18 protein-coding genes, 16 tRNA genes and 2 rRNA genes are annotated in these 25,848 nt (G+C 44.1%); 34 read left to right on the forward strand and 2 right to left on the reverse strand.

From position 1 onward, the window contains the following. The first annotated feature begins 14 nt into the window (after nucleotides 1-14). The 27 genes from FZC88_RS00005 (at nucleotide 15) to FZC88_RS00135 (ending at nucleotide 16,006) form a co-directional block, all read left to right on the forward strand. Nucleotides 15-3,115, forward strand: a 23S ribosomal RNA gene (locus tag FZC88_RS00005). A gap of 172 nt (nucleotides 3,116-3,287) precedes the next feature. Then, nucleotides 3,288-3,404: ribosomal RNA gene (rrf, locus tag FZC88_RS00010) — 5S ribosomal RNA — on the forward strand. Between the two features lie 7 nt (nucleotides 3,405-3,411). Then, nucleotides 3,412-3,486 (forward strand) — tRNA-Asn (locus FZC88_RS00015). Between the two features lie 6 nt (nucleotides 3,487-3,492). Next, nucleotides 3,493-3,584: transfer RNA gene (locus tag FZC88_RS00020), tRNA-Ser, on the forward strand. A 19-nt stretch (nucleotides 3,585-3,603) separates the two neighbouring features. After that, a tRNA-Glu gene (locus FZC88_RS00025) sits at nucleotides 3,604-3,678 on the forward strand. A gap of 41 nt (nucleotides 3,679-3,719) precedes the next feature. Further along, a tRNA-Val gene (locus FZC88_RS00030) sits at nucleotides 3,720-3,795 on the forward strand. A 69-nt stretch (nucleotides 3,796-3,864) separates the two neighbouring features. Then, a tRNA-Met gene (locus tag FZC88_RS00035) sits at nucleotides 3,865-3,938 on the forward strand. A 106-nt stretch (nucleotides 3,939-4,044) separates the two neighbouring features. Continuing rightward, nucleotides 4,045-4,121 (forward strand) — tRNA-Asp (locus tag FZC88_RS00040). Between the two features lie 18 nt (nucleotides 4,122-4,139). Beyond that, a tRNA-Phe gene (locus FZC88_RS00045) sits at nucleotides 4,140-4,215 on the forward strand. Between the two features lie 19 nt (nucleotides 4,216-4,234). Continuing rightward, nucleotides 4,235-4,310 (forward strand) — tRNA-Thr (locus tag FZC88_RS00050). A 19-nt stretch (nucleotides 4,311-4,329) separates the two neighbouring features. Continuing rightward, nucleotides 4,330-4,413: transfer RNA gene (locus tag FZC88_RS00055), tRNA-Tyr, on the forward strand. 101 nt (nucleotides 4,414-4,514) lie between these two features. Further along, nucleotides 4,515-4,588 (forward strand) — tRNA-Trp (locus FZC88_RS00060). Nucleotides 4,589-4,600: 12 nt separating this feature from the next. Beyond that, nucleotides 4,601-4,676 (forward strand) — tRNA-His (locus FZC88_RS00065). A 39-nt stretch (nucleotides 4,677-4,715) separates the two neighbouring features. Next, nucleotides 4,716-4,787 (forward strand) — tRNA-Gln (locus tag FZC88_RS00070). A gap of 4 nt (nucleotides 4,788-4,791) precedes the next feature. Continuing rightward, a tRNA-Gly gene (locus FZC88_RS00075) sits at nucleotides 4,792-4,866 on the forward strand. A gap of 7 nt (nucleotides 4,867-4,873) precedes the next feature. After that, nucleotides 4,874-4,947, forward strand: a tRNA-Cys gene (locus FZC88_RS00080). An 8-nt stretch (nucleotides 4,948-4,955) separates the two neighbouring features. Continuing rightward, nucleotides 4,956-5,039: transfer RNA gene (locus FZC88_RS00085), tRNA-Leu, on the forward strand. A 3-nt stretch (nucleotides 5,040-5,042) separates the two neighbouring features. Next, nucleotides 5,043-5,116, forward strand: a tRNA-Gly gene (locus FZC88_RS00090). Nucleotides 5,117-5,543: 427 nt separating this feature from the next. Next, complete coding sequence (locus FZC88_RS00095) at nucleotides 5,544-6,485, forward strand: carbohydrate ABC transporter permease (RefSeq protein ID WP_148993233.1); 942 nt, start codon at nucleotides 5,544-5,546, stop codon at nucleotides 6,483-6,485. Then, the gene (locus FZC88_RS00100; protein WP_148968227.1) at nucleotides 6,485-7,312 is read left to right on the forward strand and encodes a carbohydrate ABC transporter permease; all 828 of its coding nucleotides are present in this window, start codon (nucleotides 6,485-6,487) and stop codon (nucleotides 7,310-7,312) included. The genes FZC88_RS00095 and FZC88_RS00100 overlap by 1 nt, the downstream gene beginning before the upstream one ends. Nucleotides 7,313-7,395: 83 nt before the next feature. After that, on the forward strand, nucleotides 7,396-8,673 hold the full coding sequence (locus tag FZC88_RS00105) for an ABC transporter substrate-binding protein (protein ID WP_148968228.1): 1,278 nt from the start codon (nucleotides 7,396-7,398) through the stop codon (nucleotides 8,671-8,673). A gap of 142 nt (nucleotides 8,674-8,815) precedes the next feature. After that, entirely contained in the window at nucleotides 8,816-10,627 is a 1,812-nt protein-coding gene (locus FZC88_RS00110) for a sensor histidine kinase (protein WP_148993234.1), read from the forward strand. Beyond that, nucleotides 10,608-12,182 (forward strand): response regulator transcription factor, encoded by a 1,575-nt coding sequence (locus FZC88_RS00115; RefSeq protein WP_148993235.1) that lies wholly within the window; start codon nucleotides 10,608-10,610, stop codon nucleotides 12,180-12,182. The genes FZC88_RS00110 and FZC88_RS00115 overlap by 20 nt, the downstream gene beginning before the upstream one ends. A 15-nt stretch (nucleotides 12,183-12,197) precedes the next feature. Further along, a complete protein-coding gene (locus tag FZC88_RS00120; protein ID WP_148993236.1) occupies nucleotides 12,198-12,923 on the forward strand; it encodes a ThuA domain-containing protein in 726 nt (241 codons plus the stop codon). Nucleotides 12,924-12,944: 21 nt separating this feature from the next. Beyond that, entirely contained in the window at nucleotides 12,945-13,970 is a 1,026-nt protein-coding gene (locus FZC88_RS00125; protein ID WP_148993237.1) for a Gfo/Idh/MocA family protein, read from the forward strand. Nucleotides 13,971-13,984: 14 nt separating this feature from the next. Beyond that, nucleotides 13,985-15,025 carry a Gfo/Idh/MocA family protein gene (locus FZC88_RS00130; RefSeq protein ID WP_148993238.1) on the forward strand — a complete coding sequence of 347 codons (1,041 nt, stop codon included), beginning with the start codon at nucleotides 13,985-13,987 and terminating at the stop codon, nucleotides 15,023-15,025. Nucleotides 15,026-15,037: 12 nt separating this feature from the next. After that, a complete protein-coding gene (locus FZC88_RS00135; RefSeq protein WP_148993239.1) occupies nucleotides 15,038-16,006 on the forward strand; it encodes a sugar phosphate isomerase/epimerase family protein in 969 nt (322 codons plus the stop codon). A 195-nt stretch (nucleotides 16,007-16,201) separates the two neighbouring features. Here FZC88_RS00135 and FZC88_RS00140 read toward each other — a convergent pair whose 3' ends face one another. Continuing rightward, nucleotides 16,202-16,873: a B3/B4 domain-containing protein gene (locus tag FZC88_RS00140; RefSeq protein WP_148993240.1), complete on the reverse strand. Its 672-nt coding sequence runs from the start codon at nucleotides 16,871-16,873 to the stop codon at nucleotides 16,202-16,204. 104 nt (nucleotides 16,874-16,977) lie between these two features. On the opposite strand from FZC88_RS00140, the gene queG reads away from it, so the two are divergent. From queG to nfsA, 4 genes are all read left to right on the forward strand, one after another. Further along, the gene (queG, locus tag FZC88_RS00145; RefSeq protein ID WP_148968236.1) at nucleotides 16,978-18,111 is read left to right on the forward strand and encodes a tRNA epoxyqueuosine(34) reductase QueG; all 1,134 of its coding nucleotides are present in this window, start codon (nucleotides 16,978-16,980) and stop codon (nucleotides 18,109-18,111) included. A gap of 94 nt (nucleotides 18,112-18,205) precedes the next feature. Next, nucleotides 18,206-19,084, forward strand: coding sequence for an amidase domain-containing protein (locus tag FZC88_RS00150; protein ID WP_148993241.1), 879 nt, complete (start codon nucleotides 18,206-18,208; stop codon nucleotides 19,082-19,084). Nucleotides 19,085-19,150: 66 nt separating this feature from the next. Then, nucleotides 19,151-19,624, forward strand: a complete 474-nt coding sequence (trmL, locus tag FZC88_RS00155; protein WP_113971500.1) for a tRNA (uridine(34)/cytosine(34)/5-carboxymethylaminomethyluridine(34)-2'-O)-methyltransferase TrmL — start codon at nucleotides 19,151-19,153, stop codon at nucleotides 19,622-19,624. 87 nt (nucleotides 19,625-19,711) lie between these two features. Continuing rightward, nucleotides 19,712-20,461 carry an oxygen-insensitive NADPH nitroreductase gene (nfsA, locus tag FZC88_RS00160; RefSeq protein WP_148993242.1) on the forward strand — a complete coding sequence of 250 codons (750 nt, stop codon included), beginning with the start codon at nucleotides 19,712-19,714 and terminating at the stop codon, nucleotides 20,459-20,461. Between the two features lie 67 nt (nucleotides 20,462-20,528). Here nfsA and FZC88_RS00165 read toward each other — a convergent pair whose 3' ends face one another. Beyond that, nucleotides 20,529-21,425, reverse strand: a complete 897-nt coding sequence (locus tag FZC88_RS00165) for a LysR family transcriptional regulator (protein ID WP_262371573.1) — start codon at nucleotides 21,423-21,425, stop codon at nucleotides 20,529-20,531. 99 nt (nucleotides 21,426-21,524) lie between these two features. Between FZC88_RS00165 and FZC88_RS00170 the strand changes: the two genes are divergently transcribed. The 3 genes from FZC88_RS00170 (at nucleotide 21,525) to FZC88_RS00180 (ending at nucleotide 25,783) form a co-directional block, all read left to right on the forward strand. Continuing rightward, complete coding sequence (locus FZC88_RS00170) at nucleotides 21,525-22,202, forward strand: ankyrin repeat domain-containing protein (protein WP_397541161.1); 678 nt, start codon at nucleotides 21,525-21,527, stop codon at nucleotides 22,200-22,202. Further along, a complete protein-coding gene (locus FZC88_RS00175; protein ID WP_148993244.1) occupies nucleotides 22,199-23,488 on the forward strand; it encodes a purine/pyrimidine permease in 1,290 nt (429 codons plus the stop codon). The genes FZC88_RS00170 and FZC88_RS00175 overlap by 4 nt, the downstream gene beginning before the upstream one ends. Before the next feature lie 399 nt (nucleotides 23,489-23,887). Next, nucleotides 23,888-25,783: a PrkA family serine protein kinase gene (locus FZC88_RS00180; RefSeq protein ID WP_148968241.1), complete on the forward strand. Its 1,896-nt coding sequence runs from the start codon at nucleotides 23,888-23,890 to the stop codon at nucleotides 25,781-25,783. Nucleotides 25,784-25,848: the final 65 nt, after the last annotated feature.

Genomic DNA, 25,848 nt, shown 5'->3' on the forward strand with positions numbered 1-25,848 from the left:
GTAACAACCAATTCGGTTAAGTTATGAAGGGCGCACGGTGGATGCCTTGGCACTAGGAGCCGACGAAGGACGGGACTAACACCGATATGCTTTGGGGAGCTGTAAGTGAGCTTTGATCCAGAGATTTCCGAATGGGGGAACCCATTGTTCGTAATGGAACAATATCCTTACTTGAATACATAGAGTATGGAAGGCAGACCCAGGGAACTGAAACATCTAAGTACCTGGAGGAAGAGAAAGCAATTGCGATTCCCTGAGTAGCGGCGAGCGAAACGGGATGTAGCCCAAACCAAGAGGCTTGCCTCTTGGGGTTGTAGGACACTCTATACGGAGTTACAAAGGAATGAAGTAGACGAAGAAGTCTGGAAAGGCTCGTCAAAGAAGGTAACAACCCTGTAGTTGAAACTTCATTCCCTCTTGAGTGGATCCTGAGTACGGCGGGACACGTGAAATCCCGTCGGAAGCTGGGAGGACCATCTCCCAAGGCTAAATACTCCCTAGTGACCGATAGTGAACCAGTACCGTGAGGGAAAGGTGAAAAGCACCCCGGAAGGGGAGTGAAATAGAACCTGAAACCGTGTGCCTACAAGTAGTCAGAGCCCGTTAACGGGTGATGGCGTGCCTTTTGTAGAATGAACCGGCGAGTTACGATCCCATGCAAGGTTAAGTCGATGAGACGGAGCCGCAGCGAAAGCGAGTCTGAATAGGGCGAATTGAGTATGTGGTCGTAGACCCGAAACCAGGTGATCTACCCATGTCCAGGATGAAGTTCAGGTAACACTGAATGGAGGTCCGAACCCACGCACGTTGAAAAGTGCGGGGATGAGGTGTGGGTAGCGGAGAAATTCCAATCGAACTTGGAGATAGCTGGTTCTCTCCGAAATAGCTTTAGGGCTAGCCTCATGTGTAAGAGTCTTGGAGGTAGAGCACTGTTTGGACTAGGGGCCCTCATCGGGTTACCGAATTCAGACAAACTCCGAATGCCAAAGACTTATCCATGGGAGTCAGACTGCGAGTGATAAGATCCGTAGTCGAAAGGGAAACAGCCCAGACCACCAGCTAAGGTCCCAAAGTATACGTTAAGTGGAAAAGGATGTGGAGTTGCTTAGACAACCAGGATGTTGGCTTAGAAGCAGCCACCATTTAAAGAGTGCGTAATAGCTCACTGGTCGAGTGACTCTGCGCCGAAAATGTACCGGGGCTAAACGTATCACCGAAGCTGTGGATTGACACCTCTAGGTGTCAGTGGTAGGAGAGCGTTCTAAGGACTGCGAAGCTAGACCGTAAGGACTGGTGGAGTGCTTAGAAGTGAGAATGCCGGTATGAGTAGCGAAAGATGGGTGAGAATCCCATCCACCGAATGCCTAAGGTTTCCTGAGGAAGGCTCGTCCGCTCAGGGTTAGTCGGGACCTAAGTCGAGGCCGATAGGCGTAGACGATGGACAACAGGTTGATATTCCTGTACCACCTCTTTTCCGTTTGAGCAATGGGGGGACGCAGGAGGATAGGGTAAGCGCACTGCTGGATATGTGCGTCTAAGCAGTTAGGCTGATGATGAGGCAAATCCCATCATCGCATAAGGCTGAGCTGTGATAGCGAGCGAATTATAGTAGCGAAGTTCCTGATTCCACACTGCCAAGAAAAGCCTCTAGCGAGGAAAAAGGTGCCCGTACCGCAAACCGACACAGGTAGGCGAGGAGAGAATCCTAAGGTGAGCGAGAGAACTCTCGTTAAGGAACTCGGCAAAATGACCCCGTAACTTCGGGAGAAGGGGTGCTCTGGTAGGGTGCAAGCCCGAGAGAGCCGCAGTGAATAGGCCCAGGCGACTGTTTAGCAAAAACACAGGTCTCTGCGAAGCCGTAAGGCGAAGTATAGGGGCTGACGCCTGCCCGGTGCTGGAAGGTTAAGAGGAGTGCTTAGCGCAAGCGAAGGTGCGAATCGAAGCCCCAGTAAACGGCGGCCGTAACTATAACGGTCCTAAGGTAGCGAAATTCCTTGTCGGGTAAGTTCCGACCCGCACGAAAGGCGTAACGATCTGGGCACTGTCTCAACGAGAGACTCGGTGAAATTATAGTACCTGTGAAGATGCAGGTTACCCGCGACAGGACGGAAAGACCCCGTGGAGCTTTACTGTAGCCTGATATTGAATTTTGGTACAGCTTGTACAGGATAGGTAGGAGCCTTGGAARCCGGAGCGCCAGCTTCGGTGGAGGCATCGGTGGGATACTACCCTGGCTGTATTGAAATTCTAACCCGCGCCCCTTATCGGGGTGGGAGACAGTGTCAGGTGGGCAGTTTGACTGGGGCGGTCGCCTCCTAAAGAGTAACGGAGGCGCCCAAAGGTTCCCTCAGAATGGTTGGAAATCATTCGCAGAGTGTAAAGGCACAAGGGAGCTTGACTGCGAGACCTACAAGTCGAGCAGGGACGAAAGTCGGGCTTAGTGATCCGGTGGTTCCGCATGGAAGGGCCATCGCTCAACGGATAAAAGCTACCCCGGGGATAACAGGCTTATCTCCCCCAAGAGTCCACATCGACGGGGAGGTTTGGCACCTCGATGTCGGCTCATCGCATCCTGGGGCTGTAGTCGGTCCCAAGGGTTGGGCTGTTCGCCCATTAAAGCGGTACGCGAGCTGGGTTCAGAACGTCGTGAGACAGTTCGGTCCCTATCCGTCGTGGGCGCAGGAAATTTGAGAGGAGCTGTCCTTAGTACGAGAGGACCGGGATGGACGCACCGCTGGTGTACCAGTTGTCTTGCCAAAGGCATCGCTGGGTAGCTATGTGCGGAAGGGATAAGTGCTGAAAGCATCTAAGCATGAAGCCCCCCTCGAGATGAGATTTCCCATCACGTANTTTGAGAGGAGCTGTCCTTAGTACGAGAGGACCGGGATGGACGCACCGCTGGTGTACCAGTTGTCTTGCCAAAGGCATCGCTGGGTAGCTATGTGCGGAAGGGATAAGTGCTGAAAGCATCTAAGCATGAAGCCCCCCTCGAGATGAGATTTCCCATCACGTAWGTGAGTAAGATCCCTAGAAGATGACTAGGTAGATAGGTCAGAGATGGAAGCATGGCGACATGTGGAGTTGACTGATACTAATCGATCGAGGACTTAACCAYAAAGAGTCATTTTTAAATGAACAACAAAATTGGTCGATATTCAGCTTTCTTGACATCAATTCTTTATCTAGTTTTCAGGGAATAAATTTTATATGAAAATATAAAAAAACCTTGAAAAAATATATCTACGCGATATAATAGTACTTGTCCTTAAAAAAGAGACAAGAAATAGTCTGGTGACAATGGCGAAGAGGTCACACCCGTTCCCATGCCGAACACGGAAGTTAAGCTCTTCAGCGCCGATGGTAGTTGGGGGATCTCCCCCTGTGAGAGTAGGACGTCGCCAGGCATATCGTTCCGCAGTAGCTCAGTGGTAGAGCTATCGGCTGTTAACCGATCGGTCGCAAGTTCGAATCTTGCCTGCGGAGCCATCATATGGAGAGCTGTCCGAGTGGCCGAAGGAGCACGATTGGAAATCGTGTAGGCGGTTAATGCTGTCTCAAGGGTTCAAATCCCTTGCTCTCCGCCATAACTTTTCTTCTTATTAAGGCCCATTGGTCAAGCGGTTAAGACACCGCCCTTTCACGGCGGTAACACGGGTTCGAATCCCGTATGGGTCACCAACACTTTTTATTCGAAAGTAAAAACAAACAACCATGATTTTGGAGGATTAGCTCAGCTGGGAGAGCATCTGCCTTACAAGCAGAGGGTCGGCGGTTCGATCCCGTCATCCTCCACCAAGTTTTTTTGCGAAAGCAAAATAAACTTCCATAATTTTCTTCCAGAGAAAAAATTAGCATTTATATCGTCGCGGGGTGGAGCAGTTCGGTAGCTCGTCGGGCTCATAACCCGAAGGTCGCAGGTTCAAATCCTGTCCCCGCAATACCATTTTTGACTTGGGATAGGATAATCCTTTATGAGTCACGCATGGATAGTTATTTTGACTGTCGCGAGATAATGAAAGTTATTTTGCTGACGCAAAAAACTCTGGTCCGGTAGTTCAGTTGGTTAGAATGCCTGCCTGTCACGCAGGAGGTCGCGGGTTCGAGTCCCGTCCGGACCGCCATTTTTATTTTTACATAGTGGCTCAGTAGCTCAGTTGGTAGAGCAATGGACTGAAAATCCATGTGTCGGCGGTTCGATTCCGTCCTGAGCCACCATTTATCACTATTATTTGATGCCGGTGTAGCTCAACTGGTAGAGCAACTGACTTGTAATCAGTAGGTTGGGGGTTCAAGTCCTCTTGCCGGCACCACACGAGTGATTTAATATGTGGAGGGGTAGCGAAGTGGCTAAACGCGGCGGACTGTAAATCCGCTCCTTCGGGTTCGGCAGTTCGAATCTGCCCCCCTCCACCAAGATTTTTTACGCAGCATCAGCGAAGTAAAATAATCTTCCTTAAACTTTGCGCAGCGAAGCGGATAGCAAGAGAAATCACTGGAATTTAATTATTTTTCATAGGGGTATAGTTTAAAGGTAGAACGAAGGTCTCCAAAACCTTTGGTGTGGGTTCGATTCCTACTACCCCTGCCAATTTATTTCATGGCGATTGTGGCGAAGTGGTTAACGCACCTGATTGTGGTTCAGGCATTCGTGGGTTCGATTCCCATCAGTCGCCCCATAAAAGTCACATTTTCATTTCCGTGACATATACTATCAGTGGGCTATAGCCAAGCGGTAAGGCATCGCACTTTGACTGCGACATGCGTTGGTTCGAATCCAGCTAGCCCAGTAGTGCGGAAGTAGTTCAGTGGTAGAACACCACCTTGCCAAGGTGGGGGTCGCGGGTTCGAATCCCGTCTTCCGCTCCAATATTAAGGCGGCATAGCCAAGTGGTAAGGCATGGGTCTGCAAAACCCTGATCACCGGTTCAAATCCGGTTGCCGCCTCCAAATGTAATGCCGGTGTGGCGGAATTGGCAGACGCGCACGACTCAAAATCGTGTTCCTCTGGAGTGCCGGTTCGATCCCGGCCACCGGTACCATTCGCGGGTGTAGTTTAGTGGTAAAACCTCAGCCTTCCAAGCTGATGATGAGGGTTCGATTCCCTTCACCCGCTCCAACTTACATACGATAGACTTTCTCATTAGAGGGAGTCTTTTTTTATTGTTTATTTATGAAAAGTCATCTATTTAGCATCGTTTTCAACGTTATTGACGCTTATCTGATCGACTGCGCTCTATTTACTTTCGAATAATACCAATATATTTTCAAAACTGGACCATTTATTTTCAATTCCACGATTTTATTTTCAAAAACTCTACTTTTATTTTCAATTCCAGCATTATATTTTCAAAAACGCATTTCACCCTACGTGCACCTCACCGAACCACAATGAAAACCACCTTTTCATTTACCCAGACCACACTCTAACCAAACCCATCTAGTCAAAATTTTGCACCTTCTTTGTCAATTGAGTTCCCCTTTTTAAGAAAGCGCTGCCATTATAATGTAAGAAAGCGATTACATAATTAGGGGTGGTGATACGGGTGGAACCAAAGATTCAGACTGGACCAGTAAGCCCAGACGTACAAATGAAAGCAGTGACGAAGAAGAAGTTTAAGTATAAGAGCTTGCTGACGTATACTGCCTTTGTTGGACCGGCACTTTTATTTTTCTTAGTGATTCAGATTCTTCCGTTCTTGATGGGTGTGTATTATTCGTTTACTTCATGGAATGGTGTCAGCTCGGTTGTTGAGTGGGTTGGGTTTGAGAATTATATTAAGATCTTTACGGATGATAAGACGTTCTTTAATTCTTTTATGTTTACGACGAAGTTTATGTTTGCGGCTGTGTTTATTAGTAACTTAATAGGTTTTGGATTTGCGTTACTGTTAAATGCGGCATTGAAAACCCGTAATATTTTACGGACAGTGTTTTTTATTCCGAACGTGATCGGTGGATTGCTACTCGGGTTCATCTGGCAGTTCATTTTTGTTAAAGGGTTTGCATCTCTCGGGAATATGACGGATATAGGATTCTTTAAAATGCCCTGGCTTGGTGATGAGACGACGGCATTCTGGGGGATTGTCATTGTGTTTGCATGGCAGATCAGTGGTTATATGATGGTCATCTATGTTGCGGCATTGCAAGGGGTGGATAATTCACTTTTGGAAGCAGCGAGGATAGATGGAGCATCAAACTGGACGTTGTTGACGAAAATTATCATTCCGTTGATTCTACCGGCGTTCACGATTTGTTTCTTCTTAACGATTTCAATGGCCTTTAAGATATTCGATTTGAACATCTCGTTAACAGGTGGGGGACCTTTCAATTCTACACAATCTGTTGCGATCAATATTTATCAAGAAGCGTTCCAGAATAACCGTTATGGCCTGGGAACAGCGAAATCGATCCTGTTCTTTGTGGTAGTGGCTGTGTTTACGACGATTCAGGTGATGGTGACGAAGAAGAAGGAGGTTCAGGCGTAATGGGCAATCGCTATACGAAAAGAACGTTTGTATTAGAGATTATCGGTATTGTCATAGGGCTCATTTTCCTTATTCCTTTCTACTTCGTACTGATCAACTCAGTTAAGCCGTTTGCAGCGATTTTGATCGATGCGGCGGCGTGGCCAAAGGAATTTGTTTTCTCTAACTATGCGAAAGTGTGGGAAATCATCAACTTCCCCCGTGCATTTTGGAACTCATTGGTCATCACCGTTTTCAGCAACATTGGATTAGTAATTATCAGCTCCATGGCGGCGTGGAAGATGGTACGTACGCCAGGAAAGTTCAGCAAAATCTTGTTTGTCATCTTTGTTTCAGCCATGGTCATTCCGTTCCAGACGGTGATGATTCCTCTTATGAAAGTAGGGGGGACGTTGGGACTTACGAATAGCATTCCAGGTTTGATCATCATGTACTTCGGATTTGGCGTACCACTTTCTCTTTTCTTATATCATGGATTTGTAAAAACCGTTCCGATTGAGATTGAAGAATCCGCGATGATTGATGGCTGCAGTCAGTTTGGTGTGTTCTGGAGGATTGTATTCCCATTACTTAAGCCGATAACAGTGACCGTGATCATTCTGAACACTTTATGGATTTGGAATGACTATCTGCTTCCCCTTCTTGTATTACAGGATGCGGAACTGCGCACGATTCCACTTGCAGCAAGCTCGTTCTTCGCTCAGTATACGAAGCAATGGGATATGGGTCTTGCAGCATTGGTGCTTGGCATTACACCGATCATCATTTTCTTCTTATTTTTACAGAAGCATATCATTAAAGGTATTGCTTCAGGGTCAATCAAGTAGATATAAAGTTTCTGTCGAGATGGTCTATCATTGATACAGAAATTTATATAAAATAATTTATATCAGGGAGGTCAATCCATTTTATGAAACGTATACTTTTACTTTGTATGTCTTTGGTTTTAGTATTTGGAATTATTGCTGGCTGTTCTTCTAAAGACACTACAAGCAAATCAGGTGGAGAGTCTGGATCAGGTGACGATGTAGTAACCCTTAATTTCTTCCAGTTCAAGGTTGAAATTGCCGATCAGCTTCAAGAAATGATTAATGAGTTCGAAGCTGAGCATCCAAATATTAAGATTAAGCTTGAAACAGTTGGTGGAGGGGCCGATTACGGTGCAGCATTGAAAGCGAAATTTGCTTCTGGTGAAGAGCCGGACATTTTCAACAACGGTGGTTTTAAAGAGTTAGAGCTTTGGAAAGAAAAGTTAGCGGATCTTTCTGGTGAGCCATGGGTTGAACATGTTCTTCCAATCGGTAAAGTTCCGATGACGGATGAAGATGGCAAGCTTTATGGTATGCCGGTTAACCTTGAAGGCTACGGATTTGTATATAATAAAGATCTATTTGAAGAAGCAGGGATTACGGAGCCGCCTGCAACGATTGATGAATTAAAAGACGCTGCGAAGAAGCTTGAAGCGAAGAAAATCACACCTTTCTCAGCGGGTTACGGCGAGTGGTGGGTAATTGGTCAACATTTACTTAACATTCCGTTTGCTCAGCAGGAAGATCCGGATGCGTTCATCGCCGGACTTTATGATGGTTCTGAGAAAATTGTAGGAAACGAAAAGTTCAAGCAATTCAAAGAAGTTTTAGATGCTGAGCTTAAGTATGCAAATGATAATCCATTAACGACGGATTATAATACACAAGTAACGCTATTTGCTTCTGGTGAAACTGCGATGCTGCAACAAGGGAACTGGACTGAGAACATGATCACTGAGATCAATCCTGAGATCAACATGGGCTTCCTTCCAATTTCTATCAGCAATGATGATAGTGCTGATCGCCTTCCTGTAGGTGTACCGAATAACTGGGTATTAAACAAGAACTCCGAGCATCTTGAAGAAGCGAAAACCTTCTTGGAGTGGATGGTTTCATCTGAAACTGGTAAGCGTTATATCACGGAAGAGTTTGCGTTCATCCCTGCGTTCGATAACATCGAGCCAAATGGTCTTGGAGACTTAGGTCAGTCTATCCTTGACTACTCTAAAGAAGAGAAGACGATTCCTTGGACTTGGTTCAAATGGCCGGATGGAGCGAATAAGGAATTCGCTGCAACAATCCAGGAATATGCCGCAGGGAAAATTGATTATGATACTGTACTTGAGCGATTCCAGCAAACATGGGATAACTTGAAGTAAATCGAATAATAGAAAGCATGTCTACTTAGGGCATGCTTTCTATTTTATAAGTTTAATAGGAATATTTCGAAAAAACACTTCCAAGAGCGGGGAAAAACACTTTATACTAGTGTATAAGTGAGACCTGGGAGGTCCGTCCCTCATGTTAAAGACCAGCATCCGGAATAAGTTGATTGTGTTGTTGATGATTACGACGATTGTGCCGTTTGGCAGTTCGATTATCATTACATATTTGTATACAAAGGATTCCATAGAGGAGCAGGTGGTGGAGGAGAGCAGCAATCTTCTTTATCAGGGAAAGGTGAATCTGGAGAGCTATATTAATGAACTCAACGGGTTAACTCTATCACTCTATAATAATCCTGATTTTATTAACTTCATGAGATCACCCAGTCAAGAGAATAATTACTTGACGATCGGCATTGTAAAGAATGTTGTGCAAACGATTCTCTACACGGGTGATACAATTAACGGGGTACGTATTTCCTTCGCAGATGGTGACCGCGTAATCTCGGCAACAAAGCGCTCTACCGTTGTTTTTTCCAATAAGGTAAGGGATTCGCAATGGAAATCCTTCAGAAATGCAGAGCGCAGCCCTTATAACATGTATATTGAACCAACACATAGTCAGGAAGAAAAGAATATCAACCGGTCGAAGGATATTGTCACGATTCACCGGGCATTCCGAAACGTTCCCGGTGATGAAGTGCTTGCGTATATTTCATTGGAGGTTTCGCCTGACAAGATCATCGATTTGAGTAGAAACCTGTATAACGCTAAGTCAGAAGAATTCTACCTTCTTTCTTCCGAAGGGGAAATGATTTATAGTTCGGACCGGGATGTGTCGGACGATGGCAACAACCAGAAGTGGATTAAGAGGATAATGGAATCAAAAGATATTTCAGGGACACTCGAGTGGAAAGAGGACTCCTTCAACGGGGTGATGATGTACGACCAGCTTCCCGCTTCGGCCGGTGGTTGGTTGTTAGTGAAACGGGTTCCTTACGTGAATCTTTATGAAAGCGCATTTAGTGTGGCAAAGATTAATATTTTATTCGGAGTACTCGGATTATCCCTAGTGGTCCTGGCTACGCTCTTTGTATCGTTTAAAATTACATCACCTATAAGGATTCTGCTTCAAAATATCCAGCAGGTTGAAAAAGGGAATATGAAGGTACCGTCTGAATCGTTCGGTTCTGATGAAATCGGGATCCTCGGCTTCCGGTTTCATCAGATGATCGAACGGATCAATCATCTGATCAATCGTGAGTACAAACTGGAGCTGGAGAACAAGACGAATCAATTAAAGGTCCTCCAGTCTCAAATCAATCCACATTTTCTCTATAATGCCCTGCAATCCATTGGAACGATTGCTTTGAAGAACAAGGTTCCCCAAATCTACTCCCTGATCACCCACCTTTCCAAAATAATGAGGTACGGGATGAACATGGAGGAGGATGTGGTTCCATTAAGCAAGGAAATCAATTACACTAACGCCTATCTTCTTTTACAAAAAGAGCGTTTCGGTGAAAATCTGGATTACAGTGTAGATGTAGAAGAAGCGGTGAGGGAGATCCAGGTACCGAAGATGATCCTTCAGCCTCTCATTGAAAACTACTTTAAACACGGCTTTGATATCCGGGACGGGGTGGGACGCATCTGGTTATCCTGCTTTCAGGATAAGGGAGAACTGGTGATGATTGTCCGTGATAATGGAGTCGGAGTAACCGAAAGCAGACTTCGGGAAATAGGGGAACATTTCAAGGCAGATGCCTGGAATAAAACGGGGGATGAGACCAATATCGGACTGAAGAATGTGTATGTCCGTTTAAAGCTCTACTATGACCACCAGGCCACTTTACAGCTTGAAAATCATGATGAGGGAGGCTTTATGGTCACCATGAGGCTGCCAATAAGAATGGAAGGTGAAGCAAATGAAGGCAATCATCATTGACGACGAAAAGCATGTGCGTGAGGGGTTACTTTTATTAGCGGAATGGGCCAAGCATGGAATCCACACCATTCTGGAGGCGGAAGATGGAGACCAAGCCATCGAATTGATCACAGAGCACCGGCCGGAAATCATTTTCACTGATATGAGGATGCCGAAGCGGGATGGCATCACCCTTCTAAAATGGCTTCATGGCTCTGACCTTAATAGTAAAACCATCGTTGTAAGCGGGTATGATGATTTCGAGTATATGAGAAACGCGATCTTTTATAAAAGCTTTGATTATATTCTGAAGCCGATTGAACCGGATGTGCTAAATGATACACTGGATAAAGCGGTAAAAGAATGGAATGAACAGGCTCAATCAAGAAAATCCCAAGTCGAGGAAAATCGAGTGATGAATGAGGTAAAGCCCCTCTATTGGGATCGGTTATTTTCAAGTCTCTGTGCCAAGGAAAGCATTACCACAGAGATGGTAGATAAGGTTGAACAGGAGTTTGGGATTACCATTACAAAGCTTGCAAAGACCGTTGCCCTCATCCCCATCAAACCGATCGTGGAGAAACTCTTTCAAGGAGACCGGGACCTTGCCTTTTTTACGCTTAGCAATATTTGCAATGAATTGCTGCGAAAGCAGAATGATGGCGTTTGCTTCCGGAATGGGAACAAAGAAGAAGAGCTTGTGATACTCTTCTGGAATGATAAAAGTGTGACGTATCTGTTAGAGGAAATCTACTCATTGATCTATCAATATAGTAAACTCTTTACTATCATTGCACTTGGGCAGAAGTCTAAGAAAATAAATGAAGCGTATGAATCTGCTTTACAAGTTTATCTTAAGCATTCCCTGCTTGATCAAAAAAAAATCGTCACCCATAAAGATATGAAGCCGAGACCCCTGCTGCACCTATTGGATCACTCCAATGAGTTGAAATGGGCAATTCGTTCAGGCAGCGGTGATCAGGTACAGTCCCAGTTAGAGAGGATATTTTCACAGATGGGAACGGAGCATGCACTGTCACTTGAGCAGCTCCAGATGTGGGAAAATCAGTTTGAGTTATTACGGAATAATTGGTTGAAAGAGTATGAGATTCAGCATCCAGAACCATTCTATCGGGGTCAGGATTATTGGAATGAGGACGGCTCGTTTTCGTTCAGGAAATTTAAAGAGGAAAAGGCGAAAGAGTTCAGTGAATTAATTCAAACCCTTTTAAAGGCAAAGTATCAGCGGGAAAAGAACAATATGCAGCAGATTGAAGAATATCTTCAGCAGCACTATCAAGAAGACATCAATCTACAGGACATTGCCGATCGTTTTTACTTAAGCAGGGAATATATTTCACGTAAGTTCAAACAGGATCATGGATCTACCATTACGGATTACGTTACGAATATCCGGATGGAAAAAGCAAAGAAACTGCTTGAAAACCCTTATTTGAAAATCTATGAAGTTGCCTATGGTGTAGGGTTTGGGAATGAGAAGTATTTCAGTAAAGTATTTAAAAAGCATGTCGGTATGACACCAAATGAATACCGGCATTTACAATCAAACACTTAACTTGGAGGTTTTACAATGTTGAACGTTACAGTATGGAATGAAAATCGTCATGAGCAGAAGAATCCGAAAGTGAGAGAGGTGTACCCTGAAGGGATTCATGGTGCCATTGCCTCCTTCCTGGGAGAAGCATCATTCAATGTGAAAACGGCTACATTAGATGAGGGTGACCACGGACTAACAAAGGAAGTATTAGATGGTACAGACGTATTGGTTTGGTGGGGACATATCGCCCATGATGAAGTGAAAGACGAAGTAGTTGAAAGAGTGAAACAGCGTGTCCTTGATGGAATGGGATTAATCGTCCTTCATTCAGGTCATTTCTCTAAAATCTTCAAAACATTGATGGGTACTTCCTGTGACCTGAAATGGCGGGAAGCTGATGAGAAAGAACGCATCTGGATAGTCGACCCAAGTCATCCGATTACATCCGGCCTGGGTGAATACATCGAACTAGAAAAGGAAGAAATGTATGGAGAGCATTTTGACATTCCGACTCCTGATCAGCTTGTGATGGTGAGCTGGTTCGAAGGTGGGGAAGTGTTTAGAAGCGGGTGTACGTATCAGCGTGGCAACGGAAAAGTATTTTACTTCCGTCCAGGCCATGAAACGTATCCAACCTATTACAATGAAGACGTTCAGAAGGTCATCGTCAATGCAGTGAATTGGGCATCCCCTGTAGATCATGCAAGACCTGTTTATGGAAACGCACAGCCTTTAGAAGAAATCAAAGGATCTAACTAAAAAACAAGAGGAGGAAAAATCATGAGTAAATTAAAAATCGGGGTAATCGGGTGTGGAAGCATCGCACAGCATCGTCATCTGCCGGAATATGCAAACAATGAAAACGTAGAAGTGGTAGCGGTGTGTGACATCGTGGAAGAACGGGCATGGAAGATGGCAGATGCAGTCGGAGCAAAAGCGTATACCAATCATAAAGAACTATTGGCGAACGCTGAAGTGGAAGCTGTGAGTGTGTGTACACCGAACTACCTGCATGCACCGATTTCCATCGATGCTCTGAACGCAGGAAAGCATGTATTATGTGAAAAGCCGATGGCCACTTCAAGTGAAGAAGCTCAGAGCATGATTGATGCCGCTGCTAAAAACGGTAAAAAATTGATGATCGCTCATAACCAGCGTTTTGTCCCTTCTCACCAAAAAGCGAAGCAGCTGATTGAAAGTGGTGAAGTAGGTAAAATCTACAGCTTCCGTTCTGCATTTGGACACGGTGGACCTGAAGGCTGGAGTGCTGACGGGAAAGACAGCTGGTTCTTCAAAAAGGACGAAGCGTTCATCGGTGCCATGGGGGACCTTGGTGTTCATAAAACCGATCTTCTTCGTTACATCTTAGGGGAAGAATTTGCCGAAGTCGGTGCCTTTGTTGAAACTAGTGCAAAGGAAAATGCAGATGTGGATGATACGGCTGTTTGTGTATTGAAAACTGAAAGCGGTACAATCGGTACACTTGCAGCAAGCTGGTCTTATGTATCTAAAGAAGACAACTCTACGATCATTTATGGAGAAAAAGCGATTCTCCGCTTAGAGGATGATCCAGTCAACTCCCTAATTGTTCAATATGTAACCGGGGAAGTAGTGAAGTATGAGCTTGGCGGCATTCAAACAAATGACGATGGCGGCCAGACGAACTCCCGTGTGATCGATCAATTTGTTCACAGTATCCTTCATAATGCAGAGCCTCCTGTACCGGGAGAAGAAGGAAAGAAATCTCTTGAGGTTGTTTTGTCTGCTCTGGAATCAAGTGAAACAAAACGAATCGTAAAGCTATAGAGGTGAATGCATCGATGACCAAACTTCGGATGGGAGTGATCGGCGTTGGGGGCATTGCCCAAACGCGTCACATCCCTACATTTATTAAACTATCAGATTCTGCATCCATTGAAGCAATCAGTGATATTAATCCTGTCACTGCTCAAACCGTGGCAGAAACCTTTAATATTCCGAACGTGTTCAGTGATTATCGGGACATGTTCGGGCATGTGGATGCTGTGACAATTTGTACTCCGAATAAATTTCATGCGGAAATTACGATTGCCGCGCTCAAAGCGGGTCTCCATGTGTTTTGTGAGAAACCGATGGCCATGACTCCTGAAGAATGTGAAATGATGATCGAAGCAGCGGAACAGTCAGGGAAGATTCTGGCTATCGCTTATCATTATCGGTTTATGAAGGACTCACGTGCTGCGAAGCGAGTGATCATGGAAGATGAAATTGGAGAACCAATGGTCGCAAGGGCAAGAGCGATCCGCCGCCGCAAAGTCCCTGGCTGGGGAGTGTTTACCAACAAGGAGCTGCAAGGTGGTGGCAGCTTGATCGACTACGGATGTCACTTTCTGGATCTATCCCTATGGCTCCTTGGGAACCCTGCACCTGTTGAAGTAACAGGGACGACCTATAACAAGCTTAGTAGAATGCCAGATCAAGTGAATCAGTGGGGAGATTTTGATAAAGAGAAGTTCGAAGTCGACGACCATGTTACGGCTTATATCAAGTTCGATAACGGTGCATCCATGCTCTTCGAAACGTCTTGGTCGGCAAACGTCAAGAGTGATGAAGAAAGCATGAGCATCTCAGGGGAAACGGGGGGAATCGATCTATTCCCGTTCCAGATGAACCAAATGAAACATGGCATGCTTCTGAATAGTGAAGCGGATTGGGTTCCCGGTGAAGATGATCCCAGTCTTCCACAAGCCCGGAACTTTATCAACAGCTGTCTGGGTTTAGAGGAGCTGGTTGTGAAGCCCCAGGAAGCTATGCAAGTGTCTCAAATCATTGATGCCATCTACAAAAGCAGTGAAACCGGACAAAGCATCCGATTGAAATAGGAGGAAGCACAAATGAAACTAGGCGTATTTACTGTATTATTTTCACAAAAAAATCTTGACGAAATGCTTGATTATGTAAAAGAATCCGGGCTTCACGCAGTCGAAATCGGCACGGGGGGATATCCTGGAAATGCTCACTGTGACCTGGACGCCCTTTTAGAAAGCGAAGAAAAGAGAAGCGAATACTTAGAGAAAGTAACATCAAGAGGCTTGGAAATCAGTGCCTTCAGCTGTCACGGAAATCCCATCTCTCCAGATGCAGCATTTGCGGAAGAATCCCATGTGGCACTTCAGAAAACGATAAAGCTCGCAAGCTTGATGAATGTACCGGTTGTTAACTGTTTTTCTGGAACAGCAGGTGACCATGAAGGAGCAAAGCATCCGAACTGGCCAGTATCCCCTTGGCCGAATGAATATGGGGATATTCTCAAATGGCAATGGGAAGAAAAATTGATCCCATATTGGAAAGAGATAGGGAAGCTTGCAGAGGATCATAACGTAAAAATCGGTTTAGAGCTACACGGAGGTTTCCTTGTTCATACTCCGTATACGTTATTGAAGCTTCGTGAAGAAACATGTGACGCGATCGGTGCCAACCTGGATCCCAGTCACCTGTGGTGGCAAGGAATCGATCCGGTTGCCGCGATTAAAATACTAGGTAAGGAAAATGCGATACATCATTTCCATGCGAAAGATACGTATATCGACCAAGACAACGTCAATATGTACGGTCTGACGGATATGCAGCCATACGGAAGCATCCAAACGAGAGCGTGGTCATTCCGTTCAGTGGGTTGTGGACACAGTCTGCAGGAGTGGTCGGATATGATGAGTGCACTGCGCACTTTCGGATATGATTATGTGGTAAGCATCGAGCATGAGGATCCGATCATGTCGATAGAAGAAGGCTTCGGACGCGCCGTGAAGAATTTGAAGTCGATCTTGATTGAAGAGCAGCCATCGGATATGTGGTGGGTGTAGGGTTTATAAGGAGGGAGTCCATTGGGCTCTCTTTTTTTGGGGGGTAGTGCCGTGATTGTGTTAGTCTCAAATAAGAGGTAATTGGTTTACATTTAATGTGAAATTACTGAGGTCTCTTGAGATTAGCTAGGGGTTCTCGTACAAGATTCTCAATAAAAAACAGGATCCCACCAACCAGGGATCCTGCTCAAACTTCTATCCACCTACCACTTCAAAGGATCCTTCCCCGCCATGAATCCCGATGAACATATCCATTAACGATTTCGTGAGTTTGCTGCTTTCTTCTATAGAAAGGGAAGGCTTCAGAAAGATGATCTGAACGGCATTGTTGGTTTCTTCGCCGACGGGTGCACGGTCTGAGTCAACGAATGGACTTCCGAAAGGTCCGTCCCCGTCACAGGCAACGATTAGGTTTTCCAGGGAATTTTCCCGGCCGTTTAGTCCTGTATAGGTTTGTCCTGGTTCCCCCACTTTTATCTCTATGTTGTCTCCCTTAAGTTGAGCCCTGTCGTAAATGCCGATGGGCACTTCGTATTGAAGGGAGAAGAAGTTGTTGAGATCGATACTTGAGTTAATCGTGCTCAGATAATTCTGTTTTTTAACCCGGCGAAAGAGGGCTTCGGCAGAATGACGGTAGCGATTCGGGTCCTTTCCTGTTTTCTTGAAGATGTCCCGCCACGCGGCAATTCCTTCTATTTCCGTCACATTTTTATCGTGAAGGTCAAAGAAGATGGATTCCTGGAACAATTGAAGTCTGCCTTTCAGCATTTGAGGAGAAGCGCCGACTTCGATATGATGGTATTGAATGAATCCCACTTTGAAATCAGGGATTTTGGACGTTATAGGTGAATCGATGGTGATTTCCACTTATTTTCCCTCCACATTTGTTTTAAAATAGTTTATCATAATACACGTTGCCATTTCACGTAAGTAGCCGTAAATATATTAATAGATGGAAGGAGGAACGGGCAATGGATATGGATCAGTTAAAACAGGATATCATTGATTATAGTAAGGAAATCGGGATTGATAAAATTGGCTTTACGACAGCAGGTGCGTTTTCGGAAATGAAGAACAGGCTTCTTCGTCAGGAAATGCTAGGGTATCAATCCGGTTTTGAAGAGAAAGACATTGAGAAACGGGTCGATCCTTCATTAATCTTCGAGAGTCCCAAATCGATTATTGCCATTGCCCTTGCCTATCCTTCAAAGATGAAGAATGCTCCACAAAGCAAACGGGGAGAAAGACGTGGGATCTTTTGCCGGGCATCATGGGGGACGGATTATCACCATGTGCTTCGGGATCGTCTTTCAAAGTTGGAAGAATATATCGTATCAAGAGTTCCACAAGCACGTTTTAAATCAATGGTGGATACTGGTGAACTTGTGGATCGTGCTGTGGCAGAGCGGGCAGGCATTGGCTGGAGCGGAAAGAACTGCTCGATTATCACGCCCGAGTTCGGATCCTATGTGTATCTCGGGGAAATGGTGACAAACCTTCCGTTTGCTCCTGATACACCGATGGAGGACCAATGTGGTACATGCAATAAATGCGTGGATGTCTGCCCTACGGGAGCTCTTATAGAAGGCGGTCAGCTGGATGCTCAGAAATGCATTGCCTTTTTGACGCAGACGAAGGGCTTTCTTGCGGATGAGTACCGGGTAAAGCTTGGGAACCGTCTATATGGATGTGACACCTGCCAAACGGTATGTCCTGAAAATAAAGGGATGGACTTTCATTTTCACGAAGAGATGGAGCCGGATCCAGAAATTGCAAAGCCGCTATTAAAGCCGCTTTTAACAATCAGTAACCGTGAGTTTAAAGAAAAATACGGTCATGTATCCGGTTCATGGAGAGGGAAGAAGCCGATTCAGCGAAACGCGATCATCGCACTCGCCCATTATAAGGATACAACAGCCATTGACGATCTGATTGATGTGTTGAAAAAAGATGTGCGGCCTGTCATTCGCGGTACCTCGGCCTGGGCCCTCGGCAAAATAGGCGGGGTAGAAGCAGAAGTTGCATTACTCGCGCAGCAATCGGTTGAAACGGATGAGGAAGTACTAAACGAAATTCAAAAAGGTCTTAACCTTATAACCAAATAATCTAAAAGGATAAACTCTCATTATCACCTGAGTTTATCCTTTTTTGTTTTGAACTGTCCCTTCCCTGCATAACAATTAGGGAGGAGGGAAGACAATGATCAGAAAGCTATTAATGGAAAAGGTCCAACATGTGATTGATGAATATACAACTCGTAGTCAGTCAGACTATCACAGTGACAAAGTGAAAAGAAAGAAGGAATCTTGTCTTCAGCGGAATGCGGAAATTGTAAAGGTGGATGCAGCAGGGAAAATCCAAAGCATGACACCTCAGCGAAATGAAACACAAAACATTTTATATGATGTTCATTATAAATATCTTATTAAGCAAGGTGATCTTCTTTATCTAGAAGAGGAAGTAGAGAATAGACATGCATCCTTTTATAGGGATAAGATCTATGAAGACAGCGAGATTCCAATTCACTTTGAAGAGAATGTCGTACGTGAAGAGAGTTCCACCTTCGACGGGAAAGAGGCTAGAGTGGCGTATCAATATGATCGGCTGAGTGCGGTGCAATATGCTGAACGATGGTGGAACAGCTATAACCCTGCGTTTAAGAAGTTTGAGAATGATTGCACGAACTATATTTCACAGTGCCTCCATGCCGGGGATGCTCCCATGCGGGGATATCCGGCGAAGGGGAAGGGCTGGTGGATGAGAAATCAGAACTGGAGTTATAGCTGGACGGTGGCGAATTCCATGAGATGGTATATTCCGAATTCTACGGTCGGGTTAAGGGGGAAACAGGTGAATGACTCAAAAGAGTTGAAGCTTGGGGATGTCATCTGCTATGACTTCGAAGGGGATGGGCGTTTTGACCATACTACGATCGTGACGGGTAAAGATGCTGCAGGAGAACCTCTCGTGAATGCCCATACATTCAACAGTAGAATGCGATATTGGAAATATGAGGACTCGACTGCGTATACACCTAATATCAAATATAGATTTTTTACAATAGTAGATGACGGCTAAGTCTTGTTCTATGGGGAGGAAATGGTATAATGTCACTTAGAGTTTTATGAATGAGGTGACAGTAACATGGGAGTACATGTTGTATTATATCAACCAGAAATCCCTGCTAATACAGGGAATATTGCGAGAACGTGTGCAGCAACGGATACAACTCTGCACTTGATTCGTCCACTCGGGTTCTCAACAGATGATAAAATGTTAAAGCGGGCAGGCCTTGATTATTGGCAGTTTGTAAACATTGTATACTATGATTCAATTGAAGAGTTCTTCGAGAAAAATGACGGCGGAGAATTTTTCTATTTAACAAAATACGGAAAGATCCCTCACACTGACTTTGATTACAGTGTGGAAGAGAAGGATTACTTCTTCATTTTTGGCAGGGAAACATCCGGACTGCCGGATGACATCATCCAAAATAATTTGGATCGTGCCCTGCGCATACCTATGAACGAAAACGTCCGTTCATTGAACCTTTCCAATACAGCGGCGATTCTGATCTATGAAGCATTAAGACAAAGAAATTATCCGGGTCTGTTATAAAAAACGAGGAATGAGAATCATATGATTTTCATTCCTTTTTTTATTTGGCTTATACTAAGGTAAAGAATGTGAAGGAGAGGGTACATAATGAACGAAACCATTGAAACGATTCTTAAGCATCGATCCATTCGTCATTTCAAGAATGAGCCATTAACAGAGGAGCAAATCCGGACAATTGTCTCGAGTGCCCAGGCTGCGAGTACGTCGAGTTATATTCAAGCATATACAATCATCGGAGTGAAGGATCGTGCTAAAAAGAAGAAGTTGGCGGAACTTGCCGGTCCACAATCATATGTAGAGGAAAACGGTCATTTCTTTGTATTCTGTGCCGATTTGTACCGCCACGAGAAAATAGGAGAATGGGAAAATGCAGATGTCATCCCAACACTTGAAAGCACGGAGAAGTTCATGGTAGCTTTAATTGACGCTTCACTAGCGGCTCAAAATGCGTCCATTGCCGCAGAATCGATGGGATTGGGCATTTGCTATATTGGAGGAATCCGAAATGATCTGGAATCAGTGAGTGAACTGCTGGAGCTTCCTGATCGGGTCATTCCTTTATTCGGGCTGGCAGTCGGTTTACCTGAAGGCAGTTCTGATGTGAAGCCGAGGTTGCCATTGGAAGCCATTTATCATGAGGATTCATACCAACGTGATGAAGGGTCCATGAAAGAGGAACTTGATCGTTATGACGAAACCATCTCTTCCTATTATCAGGCACGAACGGCCGGCAAACGATCGGATCGATGGACGGAGCAGATGGCCAACATGCTTTCAGGGAAGAAGCGCCTGTATATGAAGGAATTTATAGAGAAGAAGGGATTCAATAAAAGGTAGATCTCTATAGTCCAGATAAAGAAACTTAGAAAAAGCCCGAAAGGATCAAATCCTTTCGGGCTTTTTCCTAATCCATCTCCAAAAGCTCAATTTGAAAGTGTTCTGTGACTAACCGGATAAACTCCCTCGTTGTCTTAGGCAGATAGAAGTCTTTTTTCCATACGATTCCGTAGCTTGCGTTGTTCATGTTCTCAATTTCCACCAGTTGAACCTCTTTATGCTTAAATACTTGCAAAGCACTATGGGGAACGATGGAGGAAGCGAATCCTTGTTCTACAAGGTTGGCAAGGAGGACTGTATCCGAACATTCTGCCTTTACATTTGGAGTCAACCCGATTGAAATAAATGACTGGACAATCATTTCGTACAAGCCCAAGCTTTGTGTACTGGGAAGGATTAATGGCTGATGAACAATATCCTCTAATGTAATCGTGTCAATACTTGAAGTCGGAACACTCGTAATGTAGTAAAATGGCTCATCTTGGAGGACCACCTTCACCATATTGTCTGCTGAAAAAGGCATTCGGATCAGTGCAGCATCAATCTCCCGTAATTCTAAAAGATGAATGAGCTGTGAGGATTCATTTTGATGAATATTATAGGTGATGTTCGGGTATTTCTTTTCATACTTTGCTAAAATATGTGGCAAATCAATGTCAGATAATGTATTTACACCAATCCTCAGCTTGCCTTTTTCTCCTGAGCCAATTTCTTTCACTTCTGCCTCTGCAGCCTCCAGCAGCTTGATCATCTGATAAGCGTGCTGATAAAGGGCTTTACCAGCCTCTGTAATCACCAGTTTTCTCCCTTTCCGGTAAAACAGGCTCACACCGAGATTCTCTTCCATCGTGCGCAGCTGCTGACTTAGGGGTGGCTGAGACATATGTAGTCGTTTTGCTGCAGCAAGTATTGTTTTTTCTTCCACAATTGTCATGAAGTAGCGCAGTTGTTTAAGGTCCAGCATAGAAATCACCTCTCTTATACAATAAATATATAATAATACAATTTAATAGATATTATTCATATATATCAAGACGTGATATCCTAAAAGTTGTTAGTGGGAGTGAAAATGAAAAAAATGCTCATGGCTATCTTTATCAGCACTCTGGCGGGATGTTCGTTCAATGCTCAAGAGGAGGAAAAAGAAGTGATTTTCACCTATATAAAAGAAGGATATATTGAAGAAGTCGAAACGTTAATTGATGAAGGTGCCGATATTAATCAACAGGATGCCCTCGGTAGGACGCCTGTAATGCTTGCGACGTATCAAAATAACCCGGATATGGTTCGTTTGCTTATTGATAAGGGAGCTGATATTCATTTAAAGGATGAATTAAAAAACAATCCCTTTCTGTATGCTGGTGCAGAAGGAATGAATGACATTCTGCTTCTCACGATCGAAGCAGGAGCAGATCCTGCTTTAGTAAATCGATATGGCGGAACCGCGCTTATTCCAGCTGCGGAAAAAGGCCACGGTGAGACCGTCAAACTTCTATTGGAAAAAACAAACGTCGATATCAATCATGTAAATGACCTTGGCTGGACAGCCTTGATGAAAGCCATTGTATTGAGTGATGGAGGAAAGGTGCATCAAGAGATTATTGCCACATTAATCGAGTATGGTGCCGATGTAACGATACCTGATCAGGAAGGAAAATCACCAATTGAGCATGCCAGGGAAAGAGGTTTTGTTGAAATTGAGAAGATGCTGCTTAAAGCCGGAGCGGTTAAAGTATCATGAAATACAAAGGGCAGTCCGTAAGAATAACCCTGCAAAGCTTTCAATGGCTCATGTTTTTGATCGGAACGTCGATTGCTCTTCCGATTGTAATTGGTAGTGTGTTTGGATTAAGTGAGACCGAGATATCAGGGTTAATGCAAAGAACGCTTTTCCTGGTTGCTCTCGGCTCCATTCTTCAGAAAGTAATTGGACATTCCCTTCCGATTATTGAAGGACCGGCTGGATCCTGGGTAAGTGTCTTTGTTATTTTGGCTGGCTTTTCTAAGCAAATTGGCCTGTCGGTTGAAGAATCACTATCACTTGGTATGGGCTCACTTGCTTTAGCAGGATGTATACTGATCCTCATGGGATTAGTGAAAAACAAATCATTTTACGAAAGAGTATTTCCACCTTTAGTTTCAGGTGTTTTTTTGTTTCTTCTAGCTATTCAGCTTAGTGGCATCTTTTTTAAAGGGATGATCGTACAAGAAGAAGGAAGCGTTGATTGGGAACTGACGATGCTTGCCATTTTCGTTTTTGTCTTTATTGTGATTCTGTCAATTAAAGCAAAAGGATGGGGAAAGCAGTTTTCACTCTTAATCGGTATCATTGCTGGCTGGGGTGTGTTCGCCCTGTTCGGTGGTGCTTCCAACCCTATTGGACAGAGGGATCTTAGTGGCGTAGCTTTCCCAGAACTCTTTTCATGGGGACCACCTGCAATCAATGGTAATATCATCACTGCGACTATTCTGTTTTCTTTTACGCTGATTCTAAACAATATTGCAGCCATTGATTCGATGTATGAGGTATTTGATGGAAAGAAAATCAATAAACAAGACAGTATAAGAAGAGGCTTTGTCATCGGAGGAATCAATCATTGGTTATCGTCCATTTTTTCTGCTCTTGCTATTGTGCCCTTGCCGGTTACATCAGGTTTCGTACAAACGACGAAACAAAGAAACGGTCTTCCATTTCTTATAGCAGCAGGCAGTTTATTACTTATATCCTTCATGCCACAAGTGGTGCATGTAGTGTCCACTTTGCCTGTAGCCGTCGCGAGTGCAGCACTGCTTTCGACAATTGTGAATATGTTTATCATTTCATTAAAAAAGATTACTTCTAATAAGTTGAATCAAAGGGAGTTATCAATCATTAGTATTTCACTTTTGGGCGGCACAAGTCTCTTCTTTCAATCTCCGGATCTTTTCGAAGATCTTCCGAGTTCGCTTCAAATTGTAATGAGTAATGGTTTGATCGTCGGGACAGTTGTGGTGATTGGTCTTAATTTAATATGGCGCAATAACTAAAAAAACTGGCCAAGGCCAGTTTTTTTAGTTTATGAATTAGTTGGAGCCGGGTTTATCATTATATCCAGCAGTGAAAATCGCTACTAAGAACGCTAAAGATACACCTATAATCATTATAGTACCCATGTTTGGTAACCTCCCAGTTTCACTTATTCCACAGTCTGTCTTTAGTATAGCCTATTTTTTATTTGATGTGAATGAAATCGTTTAATTTTTTGTTGATCTGTGAGAGCTTGGCTGATTGATAATGAAACCATTATTTTTCGAAAGTCTCATTCTGCTGTTTATAGTGAATACTGAACCTTTGTCTGTAATAAATATATCTTGTTAACATGTTCAGGTGAACAAGCGCATAGAGTATATTAATCGTCTCTCATTAAGCGACAGGGGGAGGTCCTTATGGATATTTTAAAAAAAATCGAACATTATCGAGAAGAAGAAGAGAAACTGAAATGGGAAGGGACGTTTGCTCAGTATTTAGACCTGCTGAAAGAGAAGCCTTGGGTTGGGCAATCCGCTCATTCAAGAGTCTTTAATATGATTAAGGATGCCGGAGTTGAAGAGGTCGAGGGGAAAAGAAAGTATAAATTCTTCAGCAATCAATTATTTGGCTTAGAAGAGGCGCTGGAAAGACTCGTTGAAGAATACTTTCATCCTGCTGCGAAGCGATTGGATGTCAGAAAGAGAATCTTGTTACTGATGGGGCCAGTCAGTGGAGGGAAATCAACCCTTGTTTCCATGCTGAAACGCGGGCTGGAACAATATTCCCGGACTGAAAGAGGAGGCGTCTTTTCAATCAAAGGCTGCCCGATGCACGAAGATCCATTGCATCTGATTCCTCAACATTTGCGTGAAGATTTTTACAACGAATATGGCATTCGCATTGAAGGAAATCTCTCTCCGTTAAATACTATGCGCTTGGAGAAGGAATATCATGGCCGCATAGAAGACGTTCAGGTCGAAAGAGTCTTTTTCTCTGAAGATAAACGTGTCGGAATCGGTACGTTCAGTCCATCAGATCCAAAGTCACAGGATATTGCCGATTTAACAGGAAGTATCGACTTCTCCACGATTGCTGAATTTGGTTCTGAATCAGATCCACGTGCTTACCGATTTGATGGTGAGTTAAATAAAGCAAACCGTGGATTGATGGAATTCCAGGAAATGCTGAAGTGTGATGAAAAGTTCTTATGGCACTTATTATCCCTTACTCAGGAAGGAAACTTCAAGGCAGGTCGGTTTGCATTGATTTCGGCTGATGAGCTAATTGTCGCCCATACGAATGAAACTGAGTATCGATCCTTCATTGCAAATAAAAAGAATGAAGCCTTACACTCACGTATTATCGTCATGCCTGTTCCTTATAACCTGAAGGTCACCCAGGAAGAGAAAATATATGAGAAAATGATCAACGAAAGTGATGTGTCTAACGTCCACGTGGCACCTCATACGTTACGGGTTGCGGCGATGTTCACCATTTTGACCCGAATGAAAGAACCAAAGCGCGGTGATATTGATTTAATCAAGAAAATGCGCTTGTACGACGGAGAAAATGTTGAAGGATTTAACTCCGCAGATGTGGATGAAATGAAGAAGGAATATCAGGATGAAGGAATGAGCGGAATCGATCCGCGTTATGTCATTAACCGGATCTCGTCTACGATCATTCGAAAAGAAATCCCAACCATTAACGCTTTAGACGTTCTTCGGGCTTTGAAAGAAGGACTGGATCAACATCCATCAATTACGAATGAACTTCGTGATAAGTATTTGAACTTTATTTCCCTCGCCCGTAAGGAATATGATGACATCGCTAAGAAAGAAGTTCAGAAAGCATTCGTGTATTCATATGAAGAGTCTGCGAAAACGCTTATGGATAACTATCTTGATAACGTTGAAGCTTACTGCAATAAGGCGAAGCTTCATGACCCATTAACCGGTGAAGAAATCAATCCGGATGAAAAGCTGATGCGTTCCATTGAAGAACAAATCGGTATTTCAGAAAATGCGAAGAAAGCATTCCGTGAAGAAATCCTTATCCGTATCTCTGCATATGCCCGTAAAGGAAAGCGATTTGACTACAATTCACATGATCGCTTGAGAGAAGCCATTCAGAAGAAGCTATTCGCTGACTTGAAGGACGTCGTGAAAATCACGACATCATCGAAAACGCCAGACGAACAGCAGCTGAAGAAAGTCAACGAAGTGGTTGCCCGCCTCATCGATGAACATGGCTACAACTCAACATCCGCAAATGAATTACTCCGCTATGTGGGCAGCCTGTTGAATCGTTAATAGAAATGAAATCGGGAGATGCTAAATACACCTCCCGATTTTCTATGTGGTTTATTTTTTCTTGT

The organism is Rossellomorea aquimaris (assembly GCF_008180865.1).
In the GTDB taxonomy this organism is placed as follows: Bacteria; Bacillota; Bacilli; order Bacillales; family Bacillaceae_B; genus Rossellomorea; species Rossellomorea yichunensis.

Coding starts and splice junctions, on each gene's coding strand:
- nfsA (WP_148993242.1), top strand. CDS start 19,712: ATGAACGAAACCATTGAAACGATTCTTAAGCATCGATCCATTCGTCAT.
- FZC88_RS00150 (WP_148993241.1), top strand. CDS start 18,206: ATGATCAGAAAGCTATTAATGGAAAAGGTCCAACATGTGATTGATGAA.
- FZC88_RS00135 (WP_148993239.1), top strand. CDS start 15,038: ATGAAACTAGGCGTATTTACTGTATTATTTTCACAAAAAAATCTTGAC.
- FZC88_RS00100 (WP_148968227.1), top strand. CDS start 6,485: ATGGGCAATCGCTATACGAAAAGAACGTTTGTATTAGAGATTATCGGT.
- FZC88_RS00105 (WP_148968228.1), top strand. CDS start 7,396: ATGAAACGTATACTTTTACTTTGTATGTCTTTGGTTTTAGTATTTGGA.
- FZC88_RS00125 (WP_148993237.1), top strand. CDS start 12,945: ATGAGTAAATTAAAAATCGGGGTAATCGGGTGTGGAAGCATCGCACAG.
- FZC88_RS00110 (WP_148993234.1), top strand. CDS start 8,816: ATGTTAAAGACCAGCATCCGGAATAAGTTGATTGTGTTGTTGATGATT.
- FZC88_RS00165 (WP_262371573.1), bottom strand. CDS start 21,425: ATGCTGGACCTTAAACAACTGCGCTACTTCATGACAATTGTGGAAGAA.
- FZC88_RS00130 (WP_148993238.1), top strand. CDS start 13,985: ATGACCAAACTTCGGATGGGAGTGATCGGCGTTGGGGGCATTGCCCAA.
- queG (WP_148968236.1), top strand. CDS start 16,978: ATGGATATGGATCAGTTAAAACAGGATATCATTGATTATAGTAAGGAA.
- trmL (WP_113971500.1), top strand. CDS start 19,151: ATGGGAGTACATGTTGTATTATATCAACCAGAAATCCCTGCTAATACA.
- FZC88_RS00180 (WP_148968241.1), top strand. CDS start 23,888: ATGGATATTTTAAAAAAAATCGAACATTATCGAGAAGAAGAAGAGAAA.
- FZC88_RS00120 (WP_148993236.1), top strand. CDS start 12,198: ATGTTGAACGTTACAGTATGGAATGAAAATCGTCATGAGCAGAAGAAT.
- FZC88_RS00175 (WP_148993244.1), top strand. CDS start 22,199: ATGAAATACAAAGGGCAGTCCGTAAGAATAACCCTGCAAAGCTTTCAA.
- FZC88_RS00115 (WP_148993235.1), top strand. CDS start 10,608: ATGAAGGCAATCATCATTGACGACGAAAAGCATGTGCGTGAGGGGTTA.